General features: G+C 65.4%; 24 protein-coding genes and 1 tRNA gene. 15 read left to right on the forward strand and 10 right to left on the reverse strand.

Translation table 11 applies throughout. From position 1 onward, the window contains the following. Both ACE3S9_RS02390 and serA read left to right on the forward strand, forming a co-directional pair. Positions 1 to 392: aspartate 1-decarboxylase (locus ACE3S9_RS02390; RefSeq protein WP_374544830.1), on the forward strand; the 392-nt coding region annotated here is incomplete at its 5' end. A 119-nt stretch (positions 393 to 511) separates the two neighbouring features. Continuing rightward, complete coding sequence (gene serA, locus ACE3S9_RS02395) at positions 512 to 1,753, forward strand: phosphoglycerate dehydrogenase (protein ID WP_374544831.1); 1,242 nt, start codon at positions 512 to 514, stop codon at positions 1,751 to 1,753. Positions 1,754 to 1,818: 65 nt separating this feature from the next. Here the strand turns inward: serA and ACE3S9_RS02400 are convergent, their stop codons facing one another. Next, positions 1,819 to 2,151 (reverse strand): ComEA family DNA-binding protein, encoded by a 333-nt coding sequence (locus tag ACE3S9_RS02400; RefSeq protein WP_374544853.1) that lies wholly within the window; start codon positions 2,149 to 2,151, stop codon positions 1,819 to 1,821. A 194-nt stretch (positions 2,152 to 2,345) separates the two neighbouring features. Here ACE3S9_RS02400 and ACE3S9_RS02405 point away from each other — a divergent pair. Both ACE3S9_RS02405 and ACE3S9_RS02410 read left to right on the forward strand, forming a co-directional pair. Beyond that, positions 2,346 to 2,420, forward strand: a tRNA-Gln gene (locus ACE3S9_RS02405). A gap of 404 nt (positions 2,421 to 2,824) precedes the next feature. Next, a complete protein-coding gene (locus ACE3S9_RS02410) occupies positions 2,825 to 3,007 on the forward strand; it encodes a hypothetical protein (protein WP_374544832.1) in 183 nt (60 codons plus the stop codon). Here ACE3S9_RS02410 and ACE3S9_RS02415 read toward each other — a convergent pair. Together ACE3S9_RS02415 and ACE3S9_RS02420 are read right to left on the reverse strand one after the other, a co-directional pair. Then, entirely contained in the window at positions 2,985 to 3,287 is a 303-nt protein-coding gene (locus tag ACE3S9_RS02415; RefSeq protein WP_374544833.1) for a hypothetical protein, read from the reverse strand. The genes ACE3S9_RS02410 and ACE3S9_RS02415 overlap by 23 nt on opposite strands. A 3-nt stretch (positions 3,288 to 3,290) precedes the next feature. Continuing rightward, entirely contained in the window at positions 3,291 to 3,434 is a 144-nt protein-coding gene (locus tag ACE3S9_RS02420; protein ID WP_374544834.1) for a hypothetical protein, read from the reverse strand. A gap of 275 nt (positions 3,435 to 3,709) precedes the next feature. Between ACE3S9_RS02420 and ACE3S9_RS02425 the strand changes: the two genes are divergently transcribed. The 6 genes from ACE3S9_RS02425 to ACE3S9_RS02450 all read left to right on the forward strand — a co-directional run bounded on the left by ACE3S9_RS02425 (position 3,710) and on the right by ACE3S9_RS02450 (position 10,973). Next, a complete protein-coding gene (locus ACE3S9_RS02425) occupies positions 3,710 to 5,035 on the forward strand; it encodes a sensor histidine kinase (protein ID WP_374544835.1) in 1,326 nt (441 codons plus the stop codon). Between the two features lie 146 nt (positions 5,036 to 5,181). Continuing rightward, entirely contained in the window at positions 5,182 to 6,171 is a 990-nt protein-coding gene (locus ACE3S9_RS02430) for a LysR family transcriptional regulator (RefSeq protein ID WP_374544836.1), read from the forward strand. Continuing rightward, positions 6,132 to 6,446 carry a YtcA family lipoprotein gene (locus ACE3S9_RS02435; protein WP_374544837.1) on the forward strand — a complete coding sequence of 105 codons (315 nt, stop codon included), beginning with the start codon at positions 6,132 to 6,134 and terminating at the stop codon, positions 6,444 to 6,446. The genes ACE3S9_RS02430 and ACE3S9_RS02435 overlap by 40 nt, the downstream gene beginning before the upstream one ends. 1 nt (position 6,447) lies before the next feature. Further along, positions 6,448 to 7,497 carry a multidrug transporter subunit MdtN gene (mdtN, locus tag ACE3S9_RS02440; RefSeq protein WP_374544838.1) on the forward strand — a complete coding sequence of 350 codons (1,050 nt, stop codon included), beginning with the start codon at positions 6,448 to 6,450 and terminating at the stop codon, positions 7,495 to 7,497. Next, positions 7,478 to 9,436 (forward strand): FUSC family protein, encoded by a 1,959-nt coding sequence (locus ACE3S9_RS02445; protein WP_374544839.1) that lies wholly within the window; start codon positions 7,478 to 7,480, stop codon positions 9,434 to 9,436. Before mdtN ends, ACE3S9_RS02445 begins: the two co-directional genes overlap by 20 nt. Continuing rightward, the gene (locus tag ACE3S9_RS02450) at positions 9,429 to 10,973 is read left to right on the forward strand and encodes a TolC family protein (RefSeq protein ID WP_374544840.1); all 1,545 of its coding nucleotides are present in this window, start codon (positions 9,429 to 9,431) and stop codon (positions 10,971 to 10,973) included. The genes ACE3S9_RS02445 and ACE3S9_RS02450 overlap by 8 nt, the downstream gene beginning before the upstream one ends. 24 nt (positions 10,974 to 10,997) lie before the next feature. Here ACE3S9_RS02450 and ACE3S9_RS02455 read toward each other — a convergent pair whose 3' ends face one another. Both ACE3S9_RS02455 and ACE3S9_RS02460 read right to left on the reverse strand, forming a co-directional pair. Further along, complete coding sequence (locus ACE3S9_RS02455) at positions 10,998 to 11,564, reverse strand: cytochrome b (protein ID WP_374544841.1); 567 nt, start codon at positions 11,562 to 11,564, stop codon at positions 10,998 to 11,000. 82 nt (positions 11,565 to 11,646) lie between these two features. Next, positions 11,647 to 12,474, reverse strand: a complete 828-nt coding sequence (locus tag ACE3S9_RS02460; protein WP_374544842.1) for a class I SAM-dependent methyltransferase — start codon at positions 12,472 to 12,474, stop codon at positions 11,647 to 11,649. A 234-nt stretch (positions 12,475 to 12,708) separates the two neighbouring features. Here ACE3S9_RS02460 and ACE3S9_RS02465 point away from each other — a divergent pair, with 234 nt between their 5' ends. Beyond that, positions 12,709 to 14,010 carry a DUF2325 domain-containing protein gene (locus tag ACE3S9_RS02465; RefSeq protein ID WP_374544843.1) on the forward strand — a complete coding sequence of 434 codons (1,302 nt, stop codon included), beginning with the start codon at positions 12,709 to 12,711 and terminating at the stop codon, positions 14,008 to 14,010. Between the two features lie 94 nt (positions 14,011 to 14,104). On the opposite strand, the gene ACE3S9_RS02470 is transcribed toward ACE3S9_RS02465, so the two are convergent. Together ACE3S9_RS02470 and irrA are read right to left on the reverse strand one after the other, a co-directional pair. Then, positions 14,105 to 14,386 (reverse strand): hypothetical protein, encoded by a 282-nt coding sequence (locus tag ACE3S9_RS02470; protein ID WP_374544844.1) that lies wholly within the window; start codon positions 14,384 to 14,386, stop codon positions 14,105 to 14,107. A gap of 22 nt (positions 14,387 to 14,408) precedes the next feature. Further along, a complete protein-coding gene (gene irrA / locus ACE3S9_RS02475) occupies positions 14,409 to 14,900 on the reverse strand; it encodes an iron response transcriptional regulator IrrA (protein WP_374544845.1) in 492 nt (163 codons plus the stop codon). 355 nt (positions 14,901 to 15,255) lie between these two features. Here irrA and ACE3S9_RS02480 point away from each other — a divergent pair, with 355 nt between their 5' ends. After that, a complete protein-coding gene (locus tag ACE3S9_RS02480) occupies positions 15,256 to 16,026 on the forward strand; it encodes a siderophore-interacting protein (RefSeq protein WP_374544846.1) in 771 nt (256 codons plus the stop codon). A 15-nt stretch (positions 16,027 to 16,041) separates the two neighbouring features. Here ACE3S9_RS02480 and ACE3S9_RS02485 read toward each other — a convergent pair whose 3' ends face one another. After that, the gene (locus ACE3S9_RS02485) at positions 16,042 to 16,581 is read right to left on the reverse strand and encodes a phosphatase PAP2 family protein (RefSeq protein WP_374544847.1); all 540 of its coding nucleotides are present in this window, start codon (positions 16,579 to 16,581) and stop codon (positions 16,042 to 16,044) included. A 308-nt stretch (positions 16,582 to 16,889) separates the two neighbouring features. Here ACE3S9_RS02485 and ACE3S9_RS02490 point away from each other — a divergent pair, with 308 nt between their 5' ends. Beyond that, positions 16,890 to 17,201 carry a hypothetical protein gene (locus tag ACE3S9_RS02490; protein ID WP_374544848.1) on the forward strand — a complete coding sequence of 104 codons (312 nt, stop codon included), beginning with the start codon at positions 16,890 to 16,892 and terminating at the stop codon, positions 17,199 to 17,201. A gap of 615 nt (positions 17,202 to 17,816) precedes the next feature. Continuing rightward, a complete protein-coding gene (locus ACE3S9_RS02495; protein ID WP_374544849.1) occupies positions 17,817 to 18,719 on the forward strand; it encodes a hypothetical protein in 903 nt (300 codons plus the stop codon). Positions 18,720 to 18,809: 90 nt separating this feature from the next. On the opposite strand, the gene ACE3S9_RS02500 is transcribed toward ACE3S9_RS02495, so the two are convergent. Both ACE3S9_RS02500 and ACE3S9_RS02505 read right to left on the reverse strand, forming a co-directional pair. After that, a complete protein-coding gene (locus tag ACE3S9_RS02500; protein WP_374544850.1) occupies positions 18,810 to 20,276 on the reverse strand; it encodes an HlyD family type I secretion periplasmic adaptor subunit in 1,467 nt (488 codons plus the stop codon). Next, positions 20,273 to 22,438, reverse strand: a complete 2,166-nt coding sequence (locus ACE3S9_RS02505; protein WP_374544851.1) for a type I secretion system permease/ATPase — start codon at positions 22,436 to 22,438, stop codon at positions 20,273 to 20,275. The genes ACE3S9_RS02500 and ACE3S9_RS02505 overlap by 4 nt, the downstream gene beginning before the upstream one ends. Positions 22,439 to 22,672: 234 nt before the next feature. On the opposite strand from ACE3S9_RS02505, the gene ACE3S9_RS02510 reads away from it, so the two are divergent. Continuing rightward, positions 22,673 to 24,048, forward strand: a 1,376-nt coding sequence (locus ACE3S9_RS02510; RefSeq protein ID WP_374544852.1) for an alpha-keto acid decarboxylase family protein, incomplete at its 3' end; no start/stop codon positions are given.

Consider the following 24,048-nt stretch of genomic DNA (forward strand, 5'->3'; position numbering starts at 1 on the left):
ACTATCACGGCTCCATCACGCTCGATCCGGATCATTGCGAGGAAGCGGGGATCCTGCCGCTCGAGTTCGTCGAAATCTGGAACAAGAACTCCGGCGCGCGCATCTCCACTTATGTCATTCTCGGCGAGCGGGGCTCCCGCTGCTGCATCCTCAACGGCGCGGCGGCGCGCACCTGCCAGCCGGGCGACCAGATCATCATCTGCAGCTCGATCTATATCGAAGGCGACGCGATCCCCTCGCTGCGGCCGAAGGTTCTGGCGTTCGACCGCGAGAACCGGGTGATCGACCGGCTGTCCTATCAGGTCGATGTCGATGAATCCGGTCGCTATCGCTTTTCCATCCGCGACGAAAACGGCGCGGTCCAGCCCATTCCACTGAAGGCCAAGATCTAACCCGCGAGGCGACGGAAGGCGAGAGCGGCGGCGACGCCGCTTTTCGGCGTTCCGGGCGCCGGCCCTGACAAACAGCCCGTCGCCGGGGCAAGCCGGCGCGCCGGCATGAGGAGTGAACGATGAACGCCCTGTCGCTTCCCAAGGACAAAATCAAAATTCTCCTGCTCGAAGGCATCCACCAGAGCGCCGTCGATCTGCTCCATGCCGCCGGCTACACCAATGTCACCCGGTTGACCAAGGCGCTGGACGGCGACGCCCTGCGTGAGGCGCTGCACGGCGTGCATATCGTCGGCATCCGCTCGCGCACCAAGCTCAAGGAAGAGGTGTTCGAGGCCGCGGACCGGCTGTTCGCGGTGGGCTGTTTCTGCATCGGCACCAACCAGGTTTCGCTCCCCTCGGCGCGCGTTCGCGGCATTCCGGTCTTCAACGCGCCCTTTTCCAACACCCGCTCGGTCGCGGAGCTGACCATCGGCGAGATCGTGATGCTGATGCGCCGGATCTTTCCGCGTTCGGTCGACGCCCATCAGGGCGGCTGGGACAAGAGCGCCACCAACAGCGTCGAGGTGCGCGGCAAGACGCTGGGCATTGTCGGCTACGGCAATATCGGCAGCCAATTGTCCAACCTCGCCGAGGCGATGGGGATGCGCGTCGTCTATTACGACATCATCGACAAATTGAGCCACGGCAACGCCGAGACCTGCGCGACGCTGGACGATCTTCTGGCCGTCTCGGACGTCGTCAGCGTCCATGTGCCTGAAACGCCGATGACCAAGAACATGTTCGGCGAGGCCCAGTTCCGCGCCATGAAACAGGGCGCCTATTTCATCAATAACGCCCGCGGCACGGTAGTCGACATCGACGCTTTGGCCGGCGCGCTCAAGGACGGTCATCTGCGCGGCGCGGCGGTCGACGTCTTCCCCAAGGAGCCGGCCGCCAATGGCGAGAAATTCGTTTCCCCGCTCCAGGGCCTCGACAATGTCATCATCTCCCCCCATATCGGCGGCTCGACCGAGGAGGCGCAGGAGCGCATCGGCGCCGAGGTGGCGCGCAAGCTGATTGATTATTCCGATATCGGCTCGACGCTCGGCGCGGTGAATTTCCCGGAAGTCCAGCTGCCGCCCCGCCCGCAAGGCACGCGCTACATGCATGTCCACCGCAACGTGCCGGGCATGCTTGGCAAGTTGAACGACATTTTCGCCGCGCGCGGCATGAACATCGCGTCGCAGTTCCTGCAGACGGACGGCGAGGTCGGCTATGTCGTGATCGAGGCCGACGGAACCCGCGAGGACAGCGAGCAGGCGCTGGACGAGATCCGCGCCCTGGAAGGCACGATCCGCGCCCGCATCATCTACGAGCGCTGAACGCGGCTCACGGAAACGACAAGGCGCCGTCGTGAGACGGCGCCTTTTTCATGCGCGCGATTCGCTCACTTCTGCTTGGCGATGATCTGGTCCTTGATCCCGTCATAGACCGCCTGCGGGATGATCTTTTTCTGCACCAGGTCGTCCTTGCCCTTGTAAGGACGGCCGGCGATGATCGCCTTGGCGCGGACGTCGCCGATGCCCTTGAGCGCCTGAAGATCGGCCTCGCTGGCCGAGTTGATGTCCAGCAGCGCCGGTTTGGCGGGGGCCGCTGCGGGCGCGGGGGCGGGTTTGGCCGGCGCGGCGGCCGGAGCCGGCTTGGCGGGCGATTCGGCCGAAGCGGGGGCGGCCAGCGCCAACAGGGCGGCGGCCGCGAGAGCGCGGAAAATCATTTTCATGGTGATGGTCCCTCCGGTCAGGGCGTTGCGGCGCCGGAGCGCGATCGCGCCGGCGGACGAAGGCTTCACCATTCCCCGATTGTCGTCAACATCGGTCATTCGCGGGCGTGGCCCCGCAAATTTTTTCGTGGCGCGCTTGCCCCGGGACCAAGCGGCATTTATGGTCCGCGCCCAACATCCGACTCGTCGGACATTGGGGCGTCGCCAAGCGGTAAGGCAGCGGATTTTGATTCCGCCATACGGAGGTTCGAATCCTCCCGCCCCAGCCATTGTTTTAATTCGCTTTTTCGTCGTTTCGACACACGAAGCCGCCGATTTTCACGTCGCGTCGTGTTGCGGCGGTTTCCTCTGATTTCCAACGATTTCCATAGAGGCGCGACAGCTCCACGCGACATGAGCGCGACATAGAATCGGAAAATGTTCTGCGTCCGTCTCGCGGGCGTCGGCGGATGAAGGGCTGCGGCGCTCGTCAAATGCTTGGGACTGGCGAGACAAGGAATTCGCTCGCGGGCATCCTCCAAAATGACCCGAGGCAGACTTCGCCGCGGAACATCCCTACCGTACGACCGAGCGAACTGGTAGCCTCGCAAGGGGGCGGGCCAAGTGTAGTCCGCTTGCGCCGTGAAGGCGAGCCGGCGTGGACGGGTGCGTAGCGTTGACGAAAGGGAGCGAGATGTTCCTCAATCCGGACCATGTCACGATCGCAGTGGCCGATGCCAACACGGCGATCGCGTTCTTTGCGCTCCTCGGCTTCCGGAAGGCGCATGTCGCGACGATCGACGGCGGCGCTCCCGCCCGCTACATGGGCATGCCGGGCATGAAAGCGCAGCACATCACCCTCGAATTGGTGCAGTAGAGCGGTTCAGACGCTTCAGGCTACCCTGCGAGCGCTCCGTGATTTTGGCGTGAATGGCCTCATCGCGCATCGACGCGCGCGCCTCGAAGATGTTTTGCCCCTCCTGGAGGGCCGCCATCGGAGCTGTTCCGTTCTCTCCCTCGCCGCCGATGAGATTTCCGTCTTCGTCGTCGGGGAGCAAGACGCCGTGCTGGCGCGCGAGGCGCTCGATGAATGCGAAAACCATCTCACCATCGAAGACCCGCACGGATTCAAACGGCTTCGACGCGCCATCCGACATGTTTCACCATTTGAAATTCACGCCGAACGGCTTCACGGCCGATGTCGTGGTCTGCGCGAAGTCATAACTGCGGAACGGACCAGCTGTCGCAATCATCGATGCCTTGACCGCGATGTCGCGCGTGCTCCAGCGGCGCGGAGGCGTCATCGATTTGAGGGATGCGCTCTCCCTCTATTCCTAGACAATAACGCTAGGAAAATCTTGATGATACGCGCAAGACAGCCCCGCCTCGCGGCGCCGGTCGTCCCGGAGCGCGTTCCATTTCAAAAACAATGGCCGGCCGCCATGGGAACGAGACTGCCGTTGAACGAAAACAGACCATGCCTTCGCGATCCGCTCGCTGAAAGCGCGCATGCGGCCGGCTGGCGCGCCGCCCGCGAAACGATCCGGGGCCTCGGCCATCTGCAGCGCGAGCTCAACGCATGAGCCGTCGGGCGCCCTCGCTGATCGCTTTGGTGGTGCGGCGAATCGTTCTGTTCGCCGCCATGGCCATGGCGGCTCAGGTCGCGGGCGTGTTCCTGGATTATTGGTACGACACGGCGACTCTCGGCCGATTGGCGATCGAACTGGAGACCACGGCGCTGGCGCCGGGCCTCTCCGGAACGAAAGGCCATTTCTTCTATCAGATCCCTGAAAAGCTGCGCGTGCGCTACGGAACCCCGGGGCACGGCTATTTCATGCGCGTGCTCGATCCGGCCGGCGCGACGCTGTTTTCCAATTGTGCGGACGGATGCGGCGCCTATTTCCCCACTCGCGAAACCCGAAAGCTCGATTTCTGGATGATGGAGATCCAACCCGGCAAGCCGTTGAATGTTTCCGGCGGCCGCAGCCTTTCGGACGATCCCGACCCCGTCACGCTCGACGTCGCCATTGTCGGCGATCCGGAGGGCGTCATCTATAGCGTGCTAGCCCGCGCGATCGCCGATCATATGGCGCTTCCGATGAGCCTGCTGCTGATCTGCGTGCTCGGCGGCGCCAGCCTGTCGATCGCCCAGGCCTTGCGCCCGGTGCGCGCGAGCGCCAAACAGGCCGCGAAAATCGATCCGCTCGCGCCGACCGCGCGCCTTCCCGTCGAGGGCATGCCGCGCGAGATCGCCAATTACACCAAGGCGGTGAACGACGCGCTCGAACGCGTCTTCATGCTCATGCAATCGCAAAGGCTGATGACCTCGGCGATATCGCATGAAATCCGCTCGCCGCTCGCCGCGATGCGGCTCGAACTGGAGCAGATCGCCGATCCGCGCGCCCGCAAGCTGGAGCGGGATCTCGACGATCTCAACCGGCAGGTCGAGCAATTGACGACCCTGGCGCGGCTGGAGGGCGCCGGCGTCACCTCGCCGGAAACCATCGACCCGGTCGAACTGGCGCAAAATGTCGTCGCCAGGATCACGCCGGAGGTGTTCGAGTCCGGTAGGAGCATTGCCTTCGCGCCTACGGGCGCGGCGCCCTTTCGCGGGCATCGCGCCCTGATCGAAAACGCCCTGCGCAATCTGATCGACAATGCGGTCAAACATAGCGGCGAGGGCGCCACCATCCTGGTGACGGCGGGGCCGGGGCCCAGTCTCGCCGTCTTCGACGACGGCGGGGCGCCGCCGGCCGGCGACGGCGAGGGCGCCGGACGGGAGCGCGGCGGCCTCGGCCTCAGGATCGTCGGCCGCATCGCCGAAATGCATGGCGGCCATTTCGAAATCACGCTCACGCCGGGGCAAGGCGCGAAGGCGCGAATCTCGCTGCCGGAGGCGCGCTGAAATCCAGTTCACGGGCGCAAGCGCGTCGCGCCTTCCGACAACGAAAATAGAGGCTTGCAATTCCACTTTTGCTCTGACCAAATCTAAGAGTTGGCGTGCTGAGCGGGATTCATCTTGATGTTGAGACACATTCAGCGGACGTGCTCGTGACAGCCCGCAAAATAGACCTCAATCTATTTCGTGTCTTTGACGCCGTCATGCGTCTTCGAAGCGTCACCGCAGCCGGCCAGGAACTTGGCGTTACCGCGTCGGCGGTCAGTCACGCTTTGTCTCGTCTTCGCGAAAATCTTCACGACGAGCTGTTCATCCTTGGCCCGGCGGGCATGGAGGCGACGGCGCGGGCGAAGGAAATCGCTTTGCTGATCCGTCAGGGCCTGAGCCAACTCGAACTGGCCGTGGGCGGAAAGCCGTTCGATCCGCTCGCGACCGCGCGCGCCTTTCGCATCGCCGCTTCGGATTTTCTGACCGTGGCGACCGTGCCCCGCCTCGCCGCGCGACTGGCCGTCGCGGCGCCGCAGGTCGGCCTCAGAATCTTTCCCTTCAACCGGGTGGACGCCATCCGCCGGATCGACAACGGCCAGCTCGATTTCGCGATCGGATGGTTCGGCGAATTGCCCGAACGCATGCGGCGGACCACGCTTTTCGTCGAGCATGAGGCGCTCCTCGTCCGCGCCGGCCATCCGCTCGCCCAGACCGCCTCGGCGCACAACCCGCCGACGCTGGACCGGCTTTTGTCCTTTCGCCATGTCGTGGTCGAATTGACCGGCGTCGAGGAGGATGCGGTCGACGGCTTTCTCGACGAGCGCGGCGTGCTGCGCCGGACGTGGATCGAACGCCTGCTGCTCGAAATGGGCGGCGCGCAGGACAATGGCCCCGGACGCGTCGCTGTCTCCGCGCCCCATTACGCGGCCGTGCCACCGCTGCTTCTGGCGACGGATTATATTGCGACCCTGCCGCGCAGTTTCGCGCTCCAGGTCGCCGCATCAGGCGATTTCGTCTTGCTGGAGCCGCCCTATGCGCCGCTGTCGGTCGATATCGAATTGATCTGGCATCAGCGTTCGGATAGCGATTCCGGCGCGCAATGGATGATCGGCGAATGGCGCGAGACTTTTGGCGCGCGGGATGGCGTGACGTGACGCGACTGTCGCCAAAGCCGATCCTTGCGACAACGGGCGCCGCCTTGGCGCTTGCCGGCTGCGCGCGCGAGGGCGCGCCCTCCTTCATTATCGCGGGCGCCTATTTTCCGGCGTGGATGGCTTGCGCTCTGGCCGGAATTCTTGTCGCGCTCGTCCTGCGAATCCTGTTAGGCCGGTTAGGCATGGCCAGGTCGGTCGCCTATGGGCTGACGTTCTATTCGGCCACAGCCGTCGTTTCGGGCGCGGCTTTCTGGCTTTTCGGCTTCGGATATTGACATGAGGAAGGACGGGGCGCCGCGCAAATCCCGAAAGGCCATCCTGGCGACCCTCGTCGTCGCGGCGGTCGCCATCGCCGTTCTGGCCTTCGCCTTGCGCCGCCAGACGACCCATGTCTCGACCGATGACGCCAGCCTGGAGGCGCCTCTGGTTCACATCGGCGCGCAAGTCGCCGGGCGCATCATCGAATTGCCGATCGGCGAAAACGCGCATGTGAAGCGCGGCGATCTCCTGTTCCGGCTCGATCCGGCGACCTATGCCGACGGCGTGCGGCAGGCCGAGGCCGAACTGGCGCTGGCCAAAGCCATGCTGGAGAGCCGGCGTCGCACGATCGCGACCGAACAGGCCAATGCGCAGGTCGCGGCGCAGCAGACGAAGAAGGCCGAGGACAATCTGGCGCTGGCGCGCCGCACCGTCGACCGCCTGCAGCCCTTGGCGGCGAGGGCCTTCGTGCCGGTTCAGCAGCTCGACCAGGCGCAGGTGGTGGCGCGCGATTCCGCCAATTCGCTCGCCCAGGCGCAGGATCTCGAAAAGGCGGCGAAAGGCGCGATCGGAACGGAGGACGACGCGGTCGCCGCGGTCGCCGCGCGCGAGGCGGCGCTCGCCATCGCTCGACACATGCTGGACCATACCGAAATCCGCGCGCCGCACGACGGCTGGGTCGCCGGCCTCACCGTGACGACCGGCGAGATCGTCGCGCCGTCGCAAACCCTGTTCACCCTGATTGTCGACGAGGAATGGGAGGTCGTCGCCAATTTCCGCGAATTCGACCTGCCCAATATCCGGATCGGCGTCTGCGCGACGGCTTTTTCCATGATCGGCCGCGGCCAGCCGATCAAGGGCGAGGTCGAGAGCATCGGCTGGGGCGTGCTCGCCGACGATACGATCAATCTGCCGCGCTCGCTGCCCTATGTGCAGCGTTCGCTGAACTGGGTGCGCGTCGCGCAACGATTCCCCGTCCGCATCCGGCTCGAAAATCCGCCGCCTTCGCTCATGCGCCGCGGCGCCAGCGCTTCCGTCGAGATCGATCATGGCGCCGCCTGCCGCTAGCGCCCGCGCGCCGCTCCTGCGGGAGCTGGCCGCGCAACTGACCGTCGCGTCGCGCGCGCGTTCCGAATATGCCTTCCGCGTGGTCGTCATCGTCGCGGTGACCGTCGTGATCGCCGAGACCTATCAGACCCTCGACCCCTCGCTCAGCGCCTATCTCGTCTTTCTGCTGGTCAAGCCGGACCGGGTCAGTTCGATCCTGAATTCCATCGTCATTCTCCTGCTTGTCACCCTTATTCTGGCGGCGCTGCTGCCGATTGCCGGCGTTCTGGACAACGATCCCGGATTGCGGCTGTTCGCGATGGCGGCGGTGTCGCTCGTCTTCGTCTTTCTGGCCTCGGCCTCGAAGCTAGGCGGGCCGGGCACGCTGATCGCCATGGTCTCGGTCTATGTCATCGCCTTGATGCCAACGAGCCCGATCGGCGAATTGACGACGCGCGGCTTCCTGCACGCCTGGCTGTTCGTCGCCATTCCGGTGGGGGCGACCATCGTCGTCAATCTGCTGATCGGCCCGGCGCCGCGCGCCTTGCTGGAGCAGATGCTCGCGGCCGATCTGCGCGCGGCGGCGGGCGTTCTGCGCTTCGAACCTGGCGCGCGCGGCGCGCTCGACGCCCGCCTGCGCGCGCATGCGACGGGCGCGGCGAAACTGCTCAAACTGGCGGCGCTGGAAAAGACTTCGCCGCCGGAGGACATCGCCGCGCTGAAACAGGCGTCGCTCGCGACCTTTCGCCTGCTCGCGCTGGTCGCGGGCATGGCCGACGAGAAAAAGGCCCGCCCGCCCGAACCATTGGCGGCGCGCCTCTCCGCGCTGTTCGACGAAATGGCCGCCATTTTCGAGGAGGGGCGCTATCCCGCCGAGATCGGCTTCGCCGTCGACCCGGACGAAGACGACGTCCACAAGCCGCTGGCCCGCACGGCGCTCGCGGAGATTGAGGCCGCACTCGCCGTTTTCAGCGCGCGCGACCCGGCGGATTCGCTTGCGCCGGAGGCTCCGGCGCCCGCCGAAAAGGAAGGCTTTTTCAGCAGCGACGCCTTCGTCAATCCGTTTCACACCCAATTCGCCGTCAAGACGACGCTGGCCGCGCTGGGCTGCTATTGGATCTATTCGATCCTGTCCTGGCCGGGCATCCACACCAGCCTGCTCACCTGCTATCTGGTCGCGGAACATTCGACCGCGGAAAGCTTGCAACGCGCCAGCCTGCGCCTCACCGGCTGCCTGATCGGATCGGCTCTGGGGCTGGCGGCCATCATCGTTCTGTTTCCCTGGATGACCTCGATCGGCGAACTGCTGCTGCTGGTGTCGGCCGCGACCTTTATCGCCGCCTGGATCGCGGCGGGCGGCGAGCGCGTCGCCTATGCCGGGCTGCAATTCGTGTTCGCCTTTTATATCGCGACGCTGCAGGGCTATGGTCCGGGCTTCGATATGGTCCAGATTCGCGACCGCATCATCGGCGTGCTGGTCGGGATTCTGGCGGGCTATATCGCCTTCGCCTATGTCTGGCCGAACAGCATAGCGGGACGCATCGAGGCCAATTTCCAGCGCCTGCTGGCCGCCTTTTCGACTCTGGCGCAGGCGAAGGGCCGCGGCGGCCAGACGGCGGAGGCGCTGCGGGCGCAAACCCTGCTCGACACCGTCGGGCGCGATCTCGTCACCATCGCCTATGAGCCGGATTCGGTGCGCCCGCCCGCCTCGTGGCTGCGGGCGCATCGCCGCGCGGTCGACGAGCTGAGCCGCCTGTTCGGCGCGGTCATCCTGCGTCCGCTGCATCAGCCGGCCGCCGCCGCCGAATTTCACGCGCGCTTCGCCGAGGCCGCCGAACATGTCGCGGTTTGGCCCGATTCGGCGGGCCCTATTGGCGGCGGCGCTTTTCGCCATTTGACCCGGCTGCGGAAGAGCTTGCAAACCTTGCCGCCGCCCGAACCGCAGGAAGGCGATGCCTAGATTCGCGCCTCTCTCCCGCCTTGTCCTGCTGGCCGCAGCCCTTGCCGGCTGCGCGCCGTCCTCGATCGAACTGGCGCCGTCGGCGCCGGATCGCCCCTGGACCCCGCGCGTCAACGCCGATGGCGAAATCCAGCCCGGACCGCCGGCGCCGGCCTCGGCTGCGGCCAATTATGTCCTGCCGTCCAATCCCGCCGCCGGGCGGCTCACCGACCAGCCGGAAGTCGACACCCGTCATGTCTATGATCTGGCGGAGCTGATCGACCTCGCCGAACGGACCAATCCGGCGACGCGCATCGCCTGGAACGCCGCGCGCGAGACGGCGCTGGCGACGGGCGTCGCCAAGAGCGCCTATCTGCCGCGCATCGTCGCGGCGGTCACCGGCATCTATCAGGCGTCGAAAGGGACCGACACCGTGACCGTCGGGCCTTTGTCCACCTCGGGCGTCTCGGCGTCGGGGTCGGCCGATGGCGTAATTTCGGCGGTGACGCTGCAATGGATGCTGTTCGATTTCGGCCAGCGCGACGCCGTGGTCGCGGCGGCGGAACAGGCGACGGTCATCACCAATATCGGTTTCACCGCCGTCCACCAGCAGGTGATTTTCGACGTCAGTTCGGCGTTTTACGCTTATGCGGCGGCGCGCGCGAAACATGGCGCCAATGAGCAATCTTTGCGCAACGCCAGGGAAGTGCTCGACGCCGCCGAGGAGCGGATGAAGAAGGGAATCGGCACCGCGATCGAGGTCGCCGAGGCGCGCCAGGGCGTCGCCCAGGCGCAGCTTCTGGTGGTGCAGGCCGATGGGGCGGAAAAGAGCGATTACGTCAATCTGGTCGCCTCGGTCGGCCTGACGCCGACGACGCAGATCGGGATCGTCGACACCGGGCGCCGCAATCTGTCGGCGGCCATGGCCAAGACCATCGACCGCAATGTCGAAAAGGCGCTCGCCCGGCGCCCGGATGTGCTGCAGGCCTTCGCCGCCGAAAAGGCGAGCCAGGCCAAACTACGCGCCGCCCAGGCGGAGATGATGCCGAAGGTGTTTTTGAGCGGCACCGGCAATTACAATGCCGGCGACCTGACCACCTCGACGATCTTTCCGACCGGCCTGCAGACGCCGATCGCCAATCTGTCTGGCGGCCGCTATGGCGGCGCGGTCCTGGTGGGCGCTGCGGTCCCGCTTTTTGATGGCGGCGTGCGCGAGGCGATGATCGAACAGGCGCGCACTGGCGTCGACACGGCGGCCACCCAATTGGCGCGCACCAGGCAGCAGGCCGTCCGGCAGATCGTGGTCGCGAGCACGACCTTGACGACGAGCCTCGCCGCCTATGACGCGGCCAAGGCGCTGGCTTCGGCGTCAGAAGTGACCTACGCGGCGGCGCTCGCCTCCTATCGCGGCGGGGTGGGCGACATCACCGCCGTTTCGCTCGCCCAGACGCGCCTGCTGCAGGCGCGCAACGCCCAGGCCGAAGCCTATAGCGCCGCGCTCTCGGCCGCCGCGCTGCTGGCGCTGGCGACGGGCTCGTTGGGCTCAGCCGCGCCCTGACGATTTTTCGTCTCTTTTGGCGTGTCAGCGTCCGGGTTGGCGGCGGGCGTGGGTCATTCGTAACAGAATGTCGTCGCGGTCGATGAAATGGTGCTTGAAGGCGACCAGGATATGGCCGAGGACCAGCGCGCCGCAGAACCAGGCCGTGTAGAGATGGATGAGTCGCGCGACGGCCCGCAGGTCGGGATCGGGCGCGGCGAGCGGCGGCAGGGGAATGATTCCGCCGAGCAGGACCGGCCGTCCCGCGATGGACGACCAGTACCAGCCGGACAGGGGCAGGGCGATCAGCGCGACCGCATAGAGCAGGACATGGCCGAGATGCGCCAGATTTTGCGCCAGCGGCGACATGGTTTCGGGCAGGGCTGGCGGGCGATGCGTCAGCCGCCAGAGCAGGCGAAGCGCGGTCAGGACGATCACCGTGCTGGCGATGGCCTTGTGCGCGCCGGTCAGGACGTGGTCGGGATTGATGGCCTCCGGACCATGGGCGGCGGTGAAGCCAAGCGACCAGGCCGCGATCCAGATCAGCGCCACGATCCAGTGGAAACCTTTGGCGACGGGCGTGTAGGAGGCGCTGGCTTGGGGGGCTGTCACGGGGCGATCCTTTGTGGACGTATCGATCGGCGCGATTCTGGTCGATCTCGTCGATCCGGTAAAGCGCGCCTCTGCTTCCTCGTCAGCCGCAGGTCCAGGAAATGAACGCCCAATGATCCTGATCGCGTTCGAACAAGGGCGCGGCAGGGTTTTGCGCGCGCCACGATGCGACGCGCCGTTCTTCGGACTCGTCGAGCGGCCCCAAAGCGAACCGGACATTGCGCCGGAACGCCTCGTCGTCCCCGCGCGCGTCCTCGCTCTTGTCGCGGGCGATGTAGTCGAGGCGCGGCAGGCGCCCCATGCGATACAGCAGGTTGATCGCGTAAATATAGTCGGGCTTGTCGAGCGCCGCCGGCGCGGAGCGGCCGATCGCCTCCAGCAGACCGCGATTGACGGCCCGGCCGCCGACGAAACAGGTGATGGCGGCGCTCTTATTGGCCTTGGCGTCGAGCTTGGCGAGGGCGCATTCGAGATCCGTGACGGCGGTTGAGCGCGAGGCGATCACCAGATCGCAGGCCGGAATGTCGCTCCAGTCCTCATCCCACGAGCGCAGGATGGGCTGGATGTTTTTCACGCCGGCGGCTTCCGCATTGCGCCGGGCGAGGTCGAGCATGGCTGGGCTGTAGTCCAGCGCGAACACCTGCTCGAAACGCGGGGCCAAAGCGATGGCGAGCGCGCCCTGGCCGCAGCCGACATCCAGCAGGGTCGCGCAATCGGCGGCGTCGAGGCGGCGGATGAAATCCTGGACATAGTTGTCCCGGCCGCGCATGCGCCGGTCCATGGTCGCGGCGCGCGCGTCCCATGCCGCCGGTGGCTTCGGCCTGGCGCCGGCACCCGCCATATGGTTGCGATAGAGCCGGCCGAAATCCACGTCGAGAATGGTGTCGCTGGTCTCGTCGGGGCCGGGCATGGAGCGTTCTCGTCTCGTCGCGATCCGGCGGCCTGCCGGCGCGGCCCACTCTCGCACGATCGGCGGAGCCTGAAAATCCGCTCACGACCGGCGCGCGCGACAATTTAGAACGGTTCTATGAAAGTGCGATTTTGTTGCGCCGCATTCCGTCAGCCGGCGATAAAGGATTGGATCGACGCAGAAATTTCATTTTGACGCGGCGCGCGCCCGGCCGCGCCGTCGGGAGCGTGTTGCATGGCGATAAAGATGGACTTTGGCGTTTCCTCGGCCCTGACCACGGTGGCGGCCAGCGCGCTCAATCCGGCGCTGACCACTCTGCTGCGTCCGCCTCCGACCGATCCGGTCGTCACGGCGCGGCGGGCGGACGACATGCGCCGCCTCTCCATCTGGGAAGTCCGCGGCGCCTCGCTGTGCTCGATCGTCGGCACCTGCCTGACCCTGTCCGAATTGCGGCGGATCGCCAAGAAATGCCGCTTCGTCGACGACCCCTATAAATTGTCGGATTATGACGTCCACGGCATGATCACCTCGCAGATGAACACGGATAATCACGTGTCGCGGGCGGTGACCAAACATCTCAACGTGAAATTCGAAGGCGCCGTGCGCAAGAGCCGCGCGCTCGACCAGGAGGACGCCTTCCAGCGCTATTGGGACGGCGCGGTGGAGGCGGGGCTTGCGCCGGGCGCCTATTGGGCCTTGGTGACCCATCCCAATCTGCCGCTCACGATCGAGGCGCGGATCTATGGCGAGGTCCATATGATGTCGCATATGTGCGGCGCCTCCAATCGCGGCGACGCGCGCGCCATTGCTGAAGCGAATCGGGAGAAGGGCGAGATCGCGCGGCGGCTGACAGCCCAGATCGCGGATCGCGACCGTAGCCTGGCGGAAGCGCGCGAGGAGATCGAGGCGCTGCGGTCGCGGCTGCGGGCGCTGGAGCCGCTCGCTGGGGAATGCGAGCGTCTGCGCGGCCTGCTGGCGCGCGACGCGCTGGCGGCGGAACTGGCCGCGCATAAGGAGGCGCTCGCCCTCGCGCGGCAGGACAACGCCAAATTGCGTCGCGAGGCCGGCGTGACCGCGTTGCGGCTCGAACATTTGCGGGCGCGCCTCGACGCGCAGGCGCGGCCGGGCGTCGCGGAGACGCGCGAACGCCCGGCCGACAGCGCCAGCGAAAGCGTGGAGCTCGCCGACGTCGCCGACGCCCCATGCCCGGCGGGCGCGGCCGATCTGTGCGGCCGTTGCCTGCTCTATGTCGGGGGGCGGCGGCAAACCGTCTGCCATTTGCGCGATCTGGTGGCGCGGCGAAACGGCAGCCTGCTGCATCACGATGGCGGACTCGAACAATCCCAGGCGCGGCTGGGCGAATTGGTGCGCCAGGCCGACGAGGTGTTCTTCCCGGTCGATTGCGTGAGCCATAGCGCGATGGATGCGGTCAAGCGGCTGTGCGAAAGCCATGGCAAGCGGATGACCGTGCTGCGCACGGCGAGCGCGACCACCTTCCTGCGGGCCTTGCAGGCGCCGGAGCCGGGCGCGTTGTAAGGCCGCTTGCGAAAGCGGGGAGAGGCTTGCGATTTGGCCGGATCGCAAGCCTCTCAGGCGCGGCGCGCCGCGCCGGGGTCTGGTGAGACGGGCTTTATCGGGTCGCGAGGCGCCCAAGACTTTCGGCCGGGCTCGCTGTCGCTGCGCTCGCGGCTCTTGCGCGGACGGCTCTTGTACGGACGGCCTGGGCGATGACCGTCTCGCAGCGCGCCCGGACGCAGTTTTCGGTGCAGAGATCGGCGAAATGATCGCGCAGGCTGGCGGCCGCGCATTCGACCAGCGCGGCTTCGCTCCATTGGCCGGAAAACCAGAACGGCTGGATCGCCTCAAGGATCATCGCGTCGATCTTCCGGCGTTCGAATTCGATGTCGCACATCGAGCGTTCTCCGCTGTCGGGATCAGGGGAAAGGCGTCGGCTCTACTGCATCGTCGTCGTCGCGCAGGCGCACGATAATGTCGACCCCGACGATTTTGCGTCCCGGCGGCGGGTCGATCTTCAGATTTTGGGTGACGTCGAAAGACATGTCGGAAAGCTGGTTCCGGTCTTCATCGAAATAATGGCAATGCGGCCCGGTATTGGTGTCGTACCAGACCGTCGATCCGTAAAGCGCGATTTCGCGGATCAAGCCGGCGGCGACGAATTGCCGGAGCGTATTGTAGACGGTGGCCAGCGACAGCGGCATGTGCAGCGCTTTCGCCTCGTGGAACAACTGCTCGGCCGTGACGTGGCGGTCGCCGGCGACGAACAGCAGGCCGGCCAGGCTCACCCTTTGGCGCGTCGGCCGCAGGTCGGCGGCTTGCAGCCGGGCGCGTATCATCCGGGCGAGCGGGCCGCCGCGCCAATCATAGGCGATGCGCGAACCGGCTTTTACTGTTCCGAAGGTCTCCATCGACGCTCTCTGCGGGCTTTCTCGTTGGTCACAGACTGGAACGCTACCAATGCCGCGCCGAGGGCTCCACAAATTTGGCGTGCTTTGGAATAATTCTAAATTGCAGCCGCGCGCCGGGCGCCGCTTTTTCCGGCCAGCGGGAAAAACAGTCCGGATTGATATTGACGAGATGCATTTAAGATATATCTTAGTACTGTCGTTACGACGCGACGTTCCAGAAATTCGAGGAAAAATTGAAACATCATCGAAAAAGGCGCGCCCTCGGACTCCGAGAATTCCAGCGGGCGTCAGGCCCTACGGCCGAGAAAATCGCCCTCGCCGCCCGCAAGATCGACCATTTGTGAAAGGGGCGGATATGCTGCTCAAGACTGAAACCCGCCACCAGATCCAGCGCTTTCGCCAGGAGCCCAAGCGGCGTCTGCTGATCGTGGAAAGCGTGACCCAACTGACGCCCAACATGCGCCGGATCATTTTCACCTCACCGGAGCTGCGCGATTTCGTCAGCCTTTCGCCGGACGATCATATCAAGGTCTTCCTACCCGATCCGAGCGCGCCGCGCGGCACGGACATGCGCGATTACACGCCGCGCGCCTTCGATCCTGCGCGCGGCGCCCTGACCATCGATTTCGCCCTTCACGACGCCGGCCCGGCCACGCTTTGGGCGCTTGCCGCCAAGCCGGGCGACAGGCTGGAGATCGGCGGTCCGCGCGGCTCGTCGGTCGCGCCCGACGATTTCGATCATTACCTGCTGGTTGGCGACGAAACCGCTCTGCCGGCGATCGGCCGCCGCGTCGAAAGCCTGCGCGCCGGCGTTCCCGTGACCACCGCTGTGATGGTGGAGGGACCGCAGGAGGTCCAGCATTTCGAGACCCGCGCCGACTGGCGCCCGATCTGGCTGTTTCGCGCCGGCCAGCATTGCGACGACGCCGCGCTGCTGCGCGACGCCTTGCGCCATTGGCGGGCGCCCGAGGGCGACGGCTATGTCTGGATCGCCGCCGAGGCGCGGACGGCGCGCGTGCTGCGCGATTACATGATCGAGGAGTGCGGCCATCCCAAGGCCTGGCTCAAGGCCGCCGGCTATTGGACGCGCGGCAAGGCGGGGGCGGCCGAGAAATTCGAGGGCTGACCGGCAGGCGACCGCTCAGCGCATCAGGGCCATCACCAAAGTCGCGCTCGGATAGCCGATGCCGACGCCCAGCACGGTTCCGGCCAGCACGTCGCTTGGGTAATGATGCGCGCTCGCAATGCGCGACCAGGCGATGCCGCAGCCGACAAAAAGAGCCGAGAACAAGGATTCCGGCCAGAGCATGACGACCGGCGTCAGCACGCCCGAAACGGTCATCGCGTGGCCGCTTGGAAAGGAATGCTGGTCGAGCACGTCGAGCAGGCTGTTCAGGCTGCGGTCGACCTGGAACGGCCGCCGCCGCGCGCAATGCGCCTTGAGCACCGGATAAATGGCGTGCAGCAGTGCGGCGTTGGCGATGGCCGGAACGGCGATCTTGAGGCTGAACAAGCCCCATCGCGCCACCAGCGCCACGAACAGCAGGGGATAAAGCCAGCCATTGCCGAGCTTGGAGAACAGGATCGCCAGCCGCCTCTGCATCGGCGTGTCGGCGGCGCGCGCGGTCATCCGCACGAGGCGCAATTCGAAGGCGTTGATTCGAGATCCCCATTGCGCCATGCGGCTCCCGCCCCCGGACAAGGGGGGAGATTTGGCAGGCTTTGCAAGGAACCTCAGCACAGCGCGGTCTGCTCCGGTCTCGACGCGTCAATCCAGATTCTTCATTTCGGCGGACAAGTCAAAAAAAAAGAAAATTGGGCTTTTTTTGGGGTTGGCGCCGCGATCGGCCGGTGGAAAACGCTGGCGCGCGTCTTTGTCGGCTGCTTAACCTCTCCCTGCGTCCCGTCGAGCGTGGCTGTTTCGTCGTCCCGCCGAACGATTTGACCCGCCGGGCGTTGTCGGATCGGGCATCATTTTGGGAGCGCGCCATGAATACGGCGAATCTGCAGCTTGAAGGAGTCTATCTCGTCCTCACGGCCCTGCTGGAGGCGGTTGTCGCGAAGGGCCTGCTCGAAAAGGCCGAATTGATCACGCTTCTGTCGGGCGTCGAGCGTGGCATCGCCGCCGATCCCTCGCGGCCGGTCGAGATCCGGGATTCCAATGTCGAGGCGGTGAAATTTCCCGCCCGGTTTCTGGCTTCCGCGCTGCGCGCCTCGTCGGACGGACGCAAGCCTTCTTTCGCGGAAATTGTCGCGCTCATTCGCGAAATCCGGTCGCCGCAGGAGCGCGCCCTGGGGTGAGGGCGGCCACGCGGCGCGATCAATAGGAGAGCGGCGCGATCAATAGGAAAATGGAAAACCTATTGTACAGGACTTCGATTTTCCCTCGCCAAAGCTGGGCCTTCGCCGGAGCACGCTCCGGGAGCGCCGCGCCGGATCGGGCTGATGACGATCAAATGATCATTTTGGCTCTGATTTCAGCATTCTGCGCTTGTTATGATTTGGTAATGAATTTTCATAGTAGTATCATAGCTGTGCAACCGTTGGGACAGGGAGGCGCCCCATGCGCGCGTTGTTCCGTATTTTGAGAGCGATTTTCCAAGATGACGGCGCGCCCAGCATTTATGCCGGGTTGGTGTCCACGGGGCGCAGCGAGATCCGCTGAGCGCCTGTTTTTTCAAGCCTGCGCGCAATAACCGCCCGCCACAATCGCCGTGGCGGGCGTTTTCATTCGGTTTTTCGCGCCGCGCCGAGTCCGATGCAACGGCCCGCTTCCCGCCCTGGCCGCATCGGGGGCTGGAAATTTCGGTCGAGAGTGCCTAGCCTGCGGCCGCCGCGGCCAAACCGGCGCCGAGGCCTTGCAGGATTTTTCCCAGCGCCCGGGCCGTCGGAAGCGGCTCAAGGAGATTTGCCCAGATGACCGGAGATGCGACGACGCTCGACGCGAGCGATTTCGCCATGCGCAACTGGAAGGGCGCCGAGGCCGGCCCGATCCGGATCGGCTCGCCCGAACATTTGCGGCTGTTCGCGCGCATGCTGCTCGACACGCATAATCCCTACAAGCCGGCGGTGATCGACTGGCCGAAGCTTGAACCGGACGCGCTGAACCGGGTGACGTCGCTGCCGATCTGGGATATCGCCGTGCAGACCGAGGGCCGGGCCTCGATCCGGGTCAAGACCTTCGCGGAAACCGTCCAGGAGCCTCTGCTGCGTGAGGCGCTGGAGATGGACGCCGGCGAGGAGGCGCGCCACAAGGTCGTGCTGTCCAAGCTGGTCGAGGCCTATGGCATCAAACTCGAGCCCGAGCCGGATTATCCCGCGCCGAAAGACGCGCTCTGGGCCTGGCTGGTGACCGGCTACAGCGAATGTATTGACAGTTTCTTCGCCTTCGGTCTGTTCGAGACCGCGCGGCGCTCTGGCTATTTTCCCGATGAACTGGTCGAGACCTTCGAGCCGGTGATCCAGGAAGAGGGCCGGCACATCCTGTTCTTCGTCAATTGGGTGGCGTGGTATCGCCGCAACCTGCCGTGGTGGAAGCGTCTGCCGTTCCGCGCCACCGAGGCCGCCGTCTGGGCCTTTCTGGTCTGGGAGCGGATCGGCATCGCCCGCGGGCTCGACAATTCCGGCGAGATGCAGGACGCCAATTTCGCGATGAACGGGACCGGTGCGGTGGGCGTCGAACTGTCGCCCGCCGAACTGATCGATCTGTGCCTCATCGAAAACGACCGCCGCATGGCGGGCTATGACGAGCGCCTGCTGCGGCCCAATATGGTGCCGGCGCTCGCCCGCTTCGCGCGGCGCTTCCTGAAGCCGGCCTGACCGGCGCGGCTTTTTCCGCGAGGCTTTCGCGCCGTCACGCGGCGGCGGCGCGCAAGGCGGCTGACAGCCGCCCCGCCTGAGGACGCGTGATTACCGCTCTTTCATCGCGCGGGAGGCGGTTTCGACCAGCGGCGAGAAAATATATTCGAGAATGCGCCTGTTGCCGGTGGCGATTTCGACGCTGACCGCCATGCCGGGGGTCAGCGGAATCTCCTGCCCATCCACATCCATCACCTTTCGCGCCGGCGTCAGCGTCACCGGGAAGACGAGATTTTGCGTGCGTTGCGCGCCCGCAAAAGTCTTGTCGCGCGGGGCGCGCGTCGCATCGCCTTCGAGCTGTTGCGCCTCCGGCTCGGGAATGGCGTCGCTCGCCACGCGCTCGACCGTCGCCTGCAAGGCGCCGTAACGGGTGAACGGAAAGCTCTCGATCTTCACCACCGCCTTCTGGCCGGGCTTGACGAAGCCGATGTCCTTGTTGGCGAGATAGCATTCGATTTCCAGCGCCGCGCCTTCGGGCACGATGCGCATCAGCTCCTCGCCGCCGCCGACCACCTGTCCGATCGTGGTCACCGAGAGGCCATAGACGGTCCCGTCGATCGGGCTGGCCAGGCTCATGCGCGCCGATTTCAGTTTGGCCTTGGCGAGCTTTTCGCGCCATTCGTCGGCCTGACGCTGCGCCTCGGCAAGCTTTTGCGCATTATCGGCGATGAAATTGGAAAAGGCCTTGTCGCGCTCATGCGCCAGCACGTCGAGATTGGCCTTGGCCGCGTCGCGCTGGCTCTTTTGCAGCGCGAGCTGGGTCAGGTGATATTGCGCCGATTCCTCGGCGTCGATCACGGCGGATTTGGCGCCGGAGCCGGATTTGACCAGGCTCGACCGCATGTCCACGCGCTCTTGCAGGGTTGCGACCAGTTTTTCCTGCGCGGCCATGGTTTCGGTCAGGCGGTCGCGCTCGATCTCCTTCTGGCGGATCTGCGCGTCGAGACTCGCCGCATTGTCGGAAAGCTGCTCCAGCTCGCCCGCCAGCACCTGATCCTCGCGCGTCTGGATCGCGAGCGGGATATCTGCGTCCCAGGCGATTTGCGGCGGCGGCGTCAGGGCGCGCGACCGGGCGGCTTCAAGCGCGACCCGGCGGCGTTGGGTTTCAGCGCGGTAGCTGTCATAGGCGCCGCGCGCATCGGCCTCCTCGGCATGGGCGTCGCCGGAATCGAGCGCCAGCAGCACCTGACCGGCGGCGACATGCTGGCCGTTCTCGACCTTGATCGCCGCGACCTTGCTGGTTTCAAGCGGCTGGATCACCTTGACCCGCCCGGTCGGTTGGATCTTGCCCTGGGCCACGGCGACAATATCGATGCGGCCGATCCAGCTCCAGGCGAGCGCTACGACCACCAGCGCGCAAATGGTCAGGATCAGCGCCATCCGCACCGGCGAGGGCGGCGTTTCCAGAATTTCGAGATCGGCAGGCAGGAACTCGCGATCCGCGACAAAAGGCAATTCGCGTTTGGCGCCCTGCGCGTGCGGAGCGTCCTCCTTGAGCTCGCTGGCCGTCGCGTTCATGGCCGGCCTCCCTCGTTCTGCAAGGCCCATAGCCGCGCGTAAAGGCCCTGCGGATTTTTCAGCAGCTCCGCATGGGTTCCCGCCTCGACCAGCCGCCCGTCGACCATGCCGATGATGACGTCGCAGTCGCGCACGGCGGCGAGCCGATGGGCGATGACGAAGACCGTCCGTCCCTGCGCGATCTGCCGCATATTGTGCTGAATGATGCGCTCGCTTTCATAATCCAGCGCCGAGGTCGCCTCGTCGAAGATCAGGATCGGTGGATTGGTCGAAAGCGCGCGGGCGATGGCGATTCGCTGGCGTTGGCCGCCGGAGAGATTGGCGCCGCGCTCCTCGATCATGGTGTCGTACCCTTGGGGCAGCTTGCCGATGAATTCGTCGGCGCCGGCGAGCCGCGCCACCGCCATCACTTGGGCGCGCGGCATGGCCGGATGAGCGAGAGCGATATTGTCGTGGATTGAGCGATTGAACAGCAGGTTCTCCTGCAGCACCACGCCGATATGGCTGCGCAGCCAGGCCGGATCGACCTGGCTCAGATCCATGTCGTCGAGCAGGACCTGGCCTTCCTCGGCGATATAGAAACGCTGCACCAGCTTGGTGAGGGTCGATTTTCCTGAGCCGGAGGGCCCGACGATGCCGATGGTCTTGCCGGGCGATATACGCAGCGCGATGTTCTTCAGCACCAGCGGCGCATTGGGGCGGTAGCGGAAGGAGACGTTGCGGAATTCGACCTGGCCGCGCGGCGGCGGCAATTGGATACGCGTCGCGGGAGTCGGTTCGACCGGAGCGTTGAGAATGTCGCCGAGCCGCTCCACCGACACCTGAACCTGCTGGAAATCCTGCCAGAGCTGCGACAGCCGCAGCACCGGCTGCGCCACCTGGCCCGCGATCATGTTGAAGGCCACCAGCTCGCCGACGGTCAGTTCGCCGTCAATGACGGCCTTGGCGCCGAACAGCAGCAGCGCCGCGGTGGAGAGTTTGTTGACATATTGGATGGCGTTCTGGCCCTTGGCGCCGAGCATGGCGGTGTGAAAGGCGGCGCGGACATAAGCCGCCAGCCGCTCCTCCCATTGCCGCCCCACGATCGGCTCGACGGCGGCGGCCTTGATGGTCTGCATGCCGACGATGGATTCGACCAGAAACTGCTGGCTCTCGGCGCCGCGATTGAACTTCTCGTTGAGTTTTTCGCGCAACAGCGGGCGGGTCAGAAAGGCGATGGCGAGATAGAGCGGGATGGTCGCCAGCACGATCAGTGTCAGCTTCCACGAATAGGCGAGCAGCACCGCGATAAAAACGAAAGCGAAAAACAGGTCGAGCGCCGAGAACAGGCCCTGTCCAGTCAGGAATGAGCGGATCGTCTCCAGCTCGCGCATGCGCGCCACCGTCTGGCCGGTCGGGCGCGTCTCGAAATAGGAGATGGGCAGGCGCGACAGATGGCGGAACAATCTTTGCCCAAGTTCGACGTCGATCCGGTTGGAGGTGTGGGACAAAGCATAGGCGCGCAAATATTGCAGCGTCACGTCGAACAGGCCGATGGCGGCGAGGCCGCCGACCAGCACGAAGAGAGTCGAATAGCCGCGATGGGTCAGAACCTTGTCGATCACCACCTGGAAGAAGATCGGCGAGACCAGAGCGAAGATCTGGATGAAGAAGGACGCGATCAGCACGTGGATCAGCGGCTTGCGATAGCGCCACAGCGAGGGCGCAAACCATTGGAAGCCGAAAGTGCGCGGATCGATTCCTGCCCCCTGGAAGCGCCGTCCGACCAGGATCAGGACCGGCGCGATCCGCGCCATCAATTCGTCGAGCGGGAGTTCCTCGGCGATGCGCGTCTGTGGATCGACCACGCGCCACAGGCCTCCGGCGGTCTCGCCGCCGAACACGATATAGCCGCCGTCGTGTCGCCGCAGGATCGCGGGCGCCGGGGCGCGGGCGAGGCGCTGCGCGCTCGGATTTTCGATCACGCGCGCCTTGAGGCCGATGGCCTGGGCGGCGCGCACGATATCGGAATCGCCGGCATCGCCGTCATGCAGCGCCAATTCCTTGGCGAGATGGGCCGGATCGGCGGCGATGCGATAATAGGCCGCGATCCCGCACAACGCGACCAGGCCGACATATTGCAGGGATTTGGCGGCTTCGGCAGGGGACGTCGCTTGATTCATCGAGCCAATATCAATTCGAAATCAGGGATCGGGCGGCGCAACAGCCTGATTTGGCCGAGCTTATACGGTTGACGGGCAGGCCGGAAGCGCGGGCTTCTCCATCTGCGGCTTACCCGGATTTTTCCGGCGGCGCGCTTGAGCCGATCTTGCCCGCTCGGCGCGTTCCGATGTCACGGAATCATGCCATGATGCATGCGACAGACGACATTATCGCGTGCAAACGGAGGCGAGGACATGGCCGTTACAGTGATTCAGCATGTTCTCGATCGCCTGCGCGCGATCGGCGTCGGCGAAGTTTTCGGCGTGCCCGGCGATTACGCCTTCCCCATCAACGACGCCATCTGTCACCATCCGTCCTTGCGCTGGATCGGCTGCTGTAACGAGCTTAACGCCGCCTATGCTGCGGAAGGCTACGCCCGGATTCGCGGCGTCGGCGCGCTCTGCACGACTTATGGGGTCGGCGAACTCAGCGCGATCAATGGAATCGCCGGCGCCTATGCCGAACATCTGCCCTTGTTTCATCTGGTCGGCGCGCCGAGCGTCTCGATCCAGGAATCCCGCGCCCTGATGCACCACACGCTTGGCAATGGCGAATATGACCTGTTTCGTCGCATGTCGGAGCCGGTGGTCTGCGCCCATGCCGTGATGACGCCGCAGAATGTCGCCTATGAGACCGAACGGCTGATCGCCGAGGCGCTTTATCATCTGCGCCCGGCCTATATGGTTTTTCCCGCCGATCTCGCCGCCGCGCCGGTGGCCGGCGAAGCGCGGCCGATCTCGCCGCCGCAGAGCGACGCGGCCGCTCTGGCCCATGTGACCGAGGCGATCGCCGAGGCTTTGGACAAGGCGCGCTCGGCCTGCGTGCTGCCCGGCGTGCTGATCGCGCGCGCCGGTCTCCAGCCGGCGCTGCATGCGCTGATCGACGCCTCCGGCCTGCCCTTCGCCACCATGTTCATGGACAAATCGGTGCTGGAGGAATCGCATCCCAATTATGTCGGCATGTATGACGGCGCTTTGATGCAGCCGGAGGTTCGCGCCTTCGTCGAGGAGGCCGACCAGATCCTGACCATCGGCACTCTGATGACGGATTTCAACACCGGCGCCTTCACCTCGCGGCTCGATCCGGCCAAGACCATTTCCATCGGCAAGCATCGCGTCCGCGTCGGCGACAAGACCTTTTTCAATGTCGAATTGGGCGATCTGCTAAACGCGCTCGCCGCGCGGCTGACGCGGCGCGACTGGCCGAAGGTCGCGGCGCGGACGCTCGGCGCCGCGACCGGCGCGGGCGCCGACAAGATCGACGCCGACGCGCTCTATCCGCGCCTCGCCGGCTTCCTGCGCGACAATGACATTTTGGTCGCCGAGACAGGCACGGCGTCGATGGGGCTCGGCTTCGCGAAAATGCCGCCGGGCGCCAATTTCTACAATCAAACTTTGTGGGGTTCGATCGGCTGGGCCACCCCGGCCGCTTTCGGCGCGGCGGTCGCGGCGCCGGACCGTCGCGTGGTGCTGCTGACCGGCGACGGCGCGCATCAATTGACGGTTCAGGAAATCAGCCAGTTCGCGCGTTACGGCCTGAAGCCGATCGTCTTCGTGGTCAATAATTCCGG

Origin of the sequence: Rhodoblastus sp., from assembly GCF_041915505.1 — a bacterium.
GTDB lineage: Bacteria > Pseudomonadota > Alphaproteobacteria > Rhizobiales > Beijerinckiaceae > Rhodoblastus.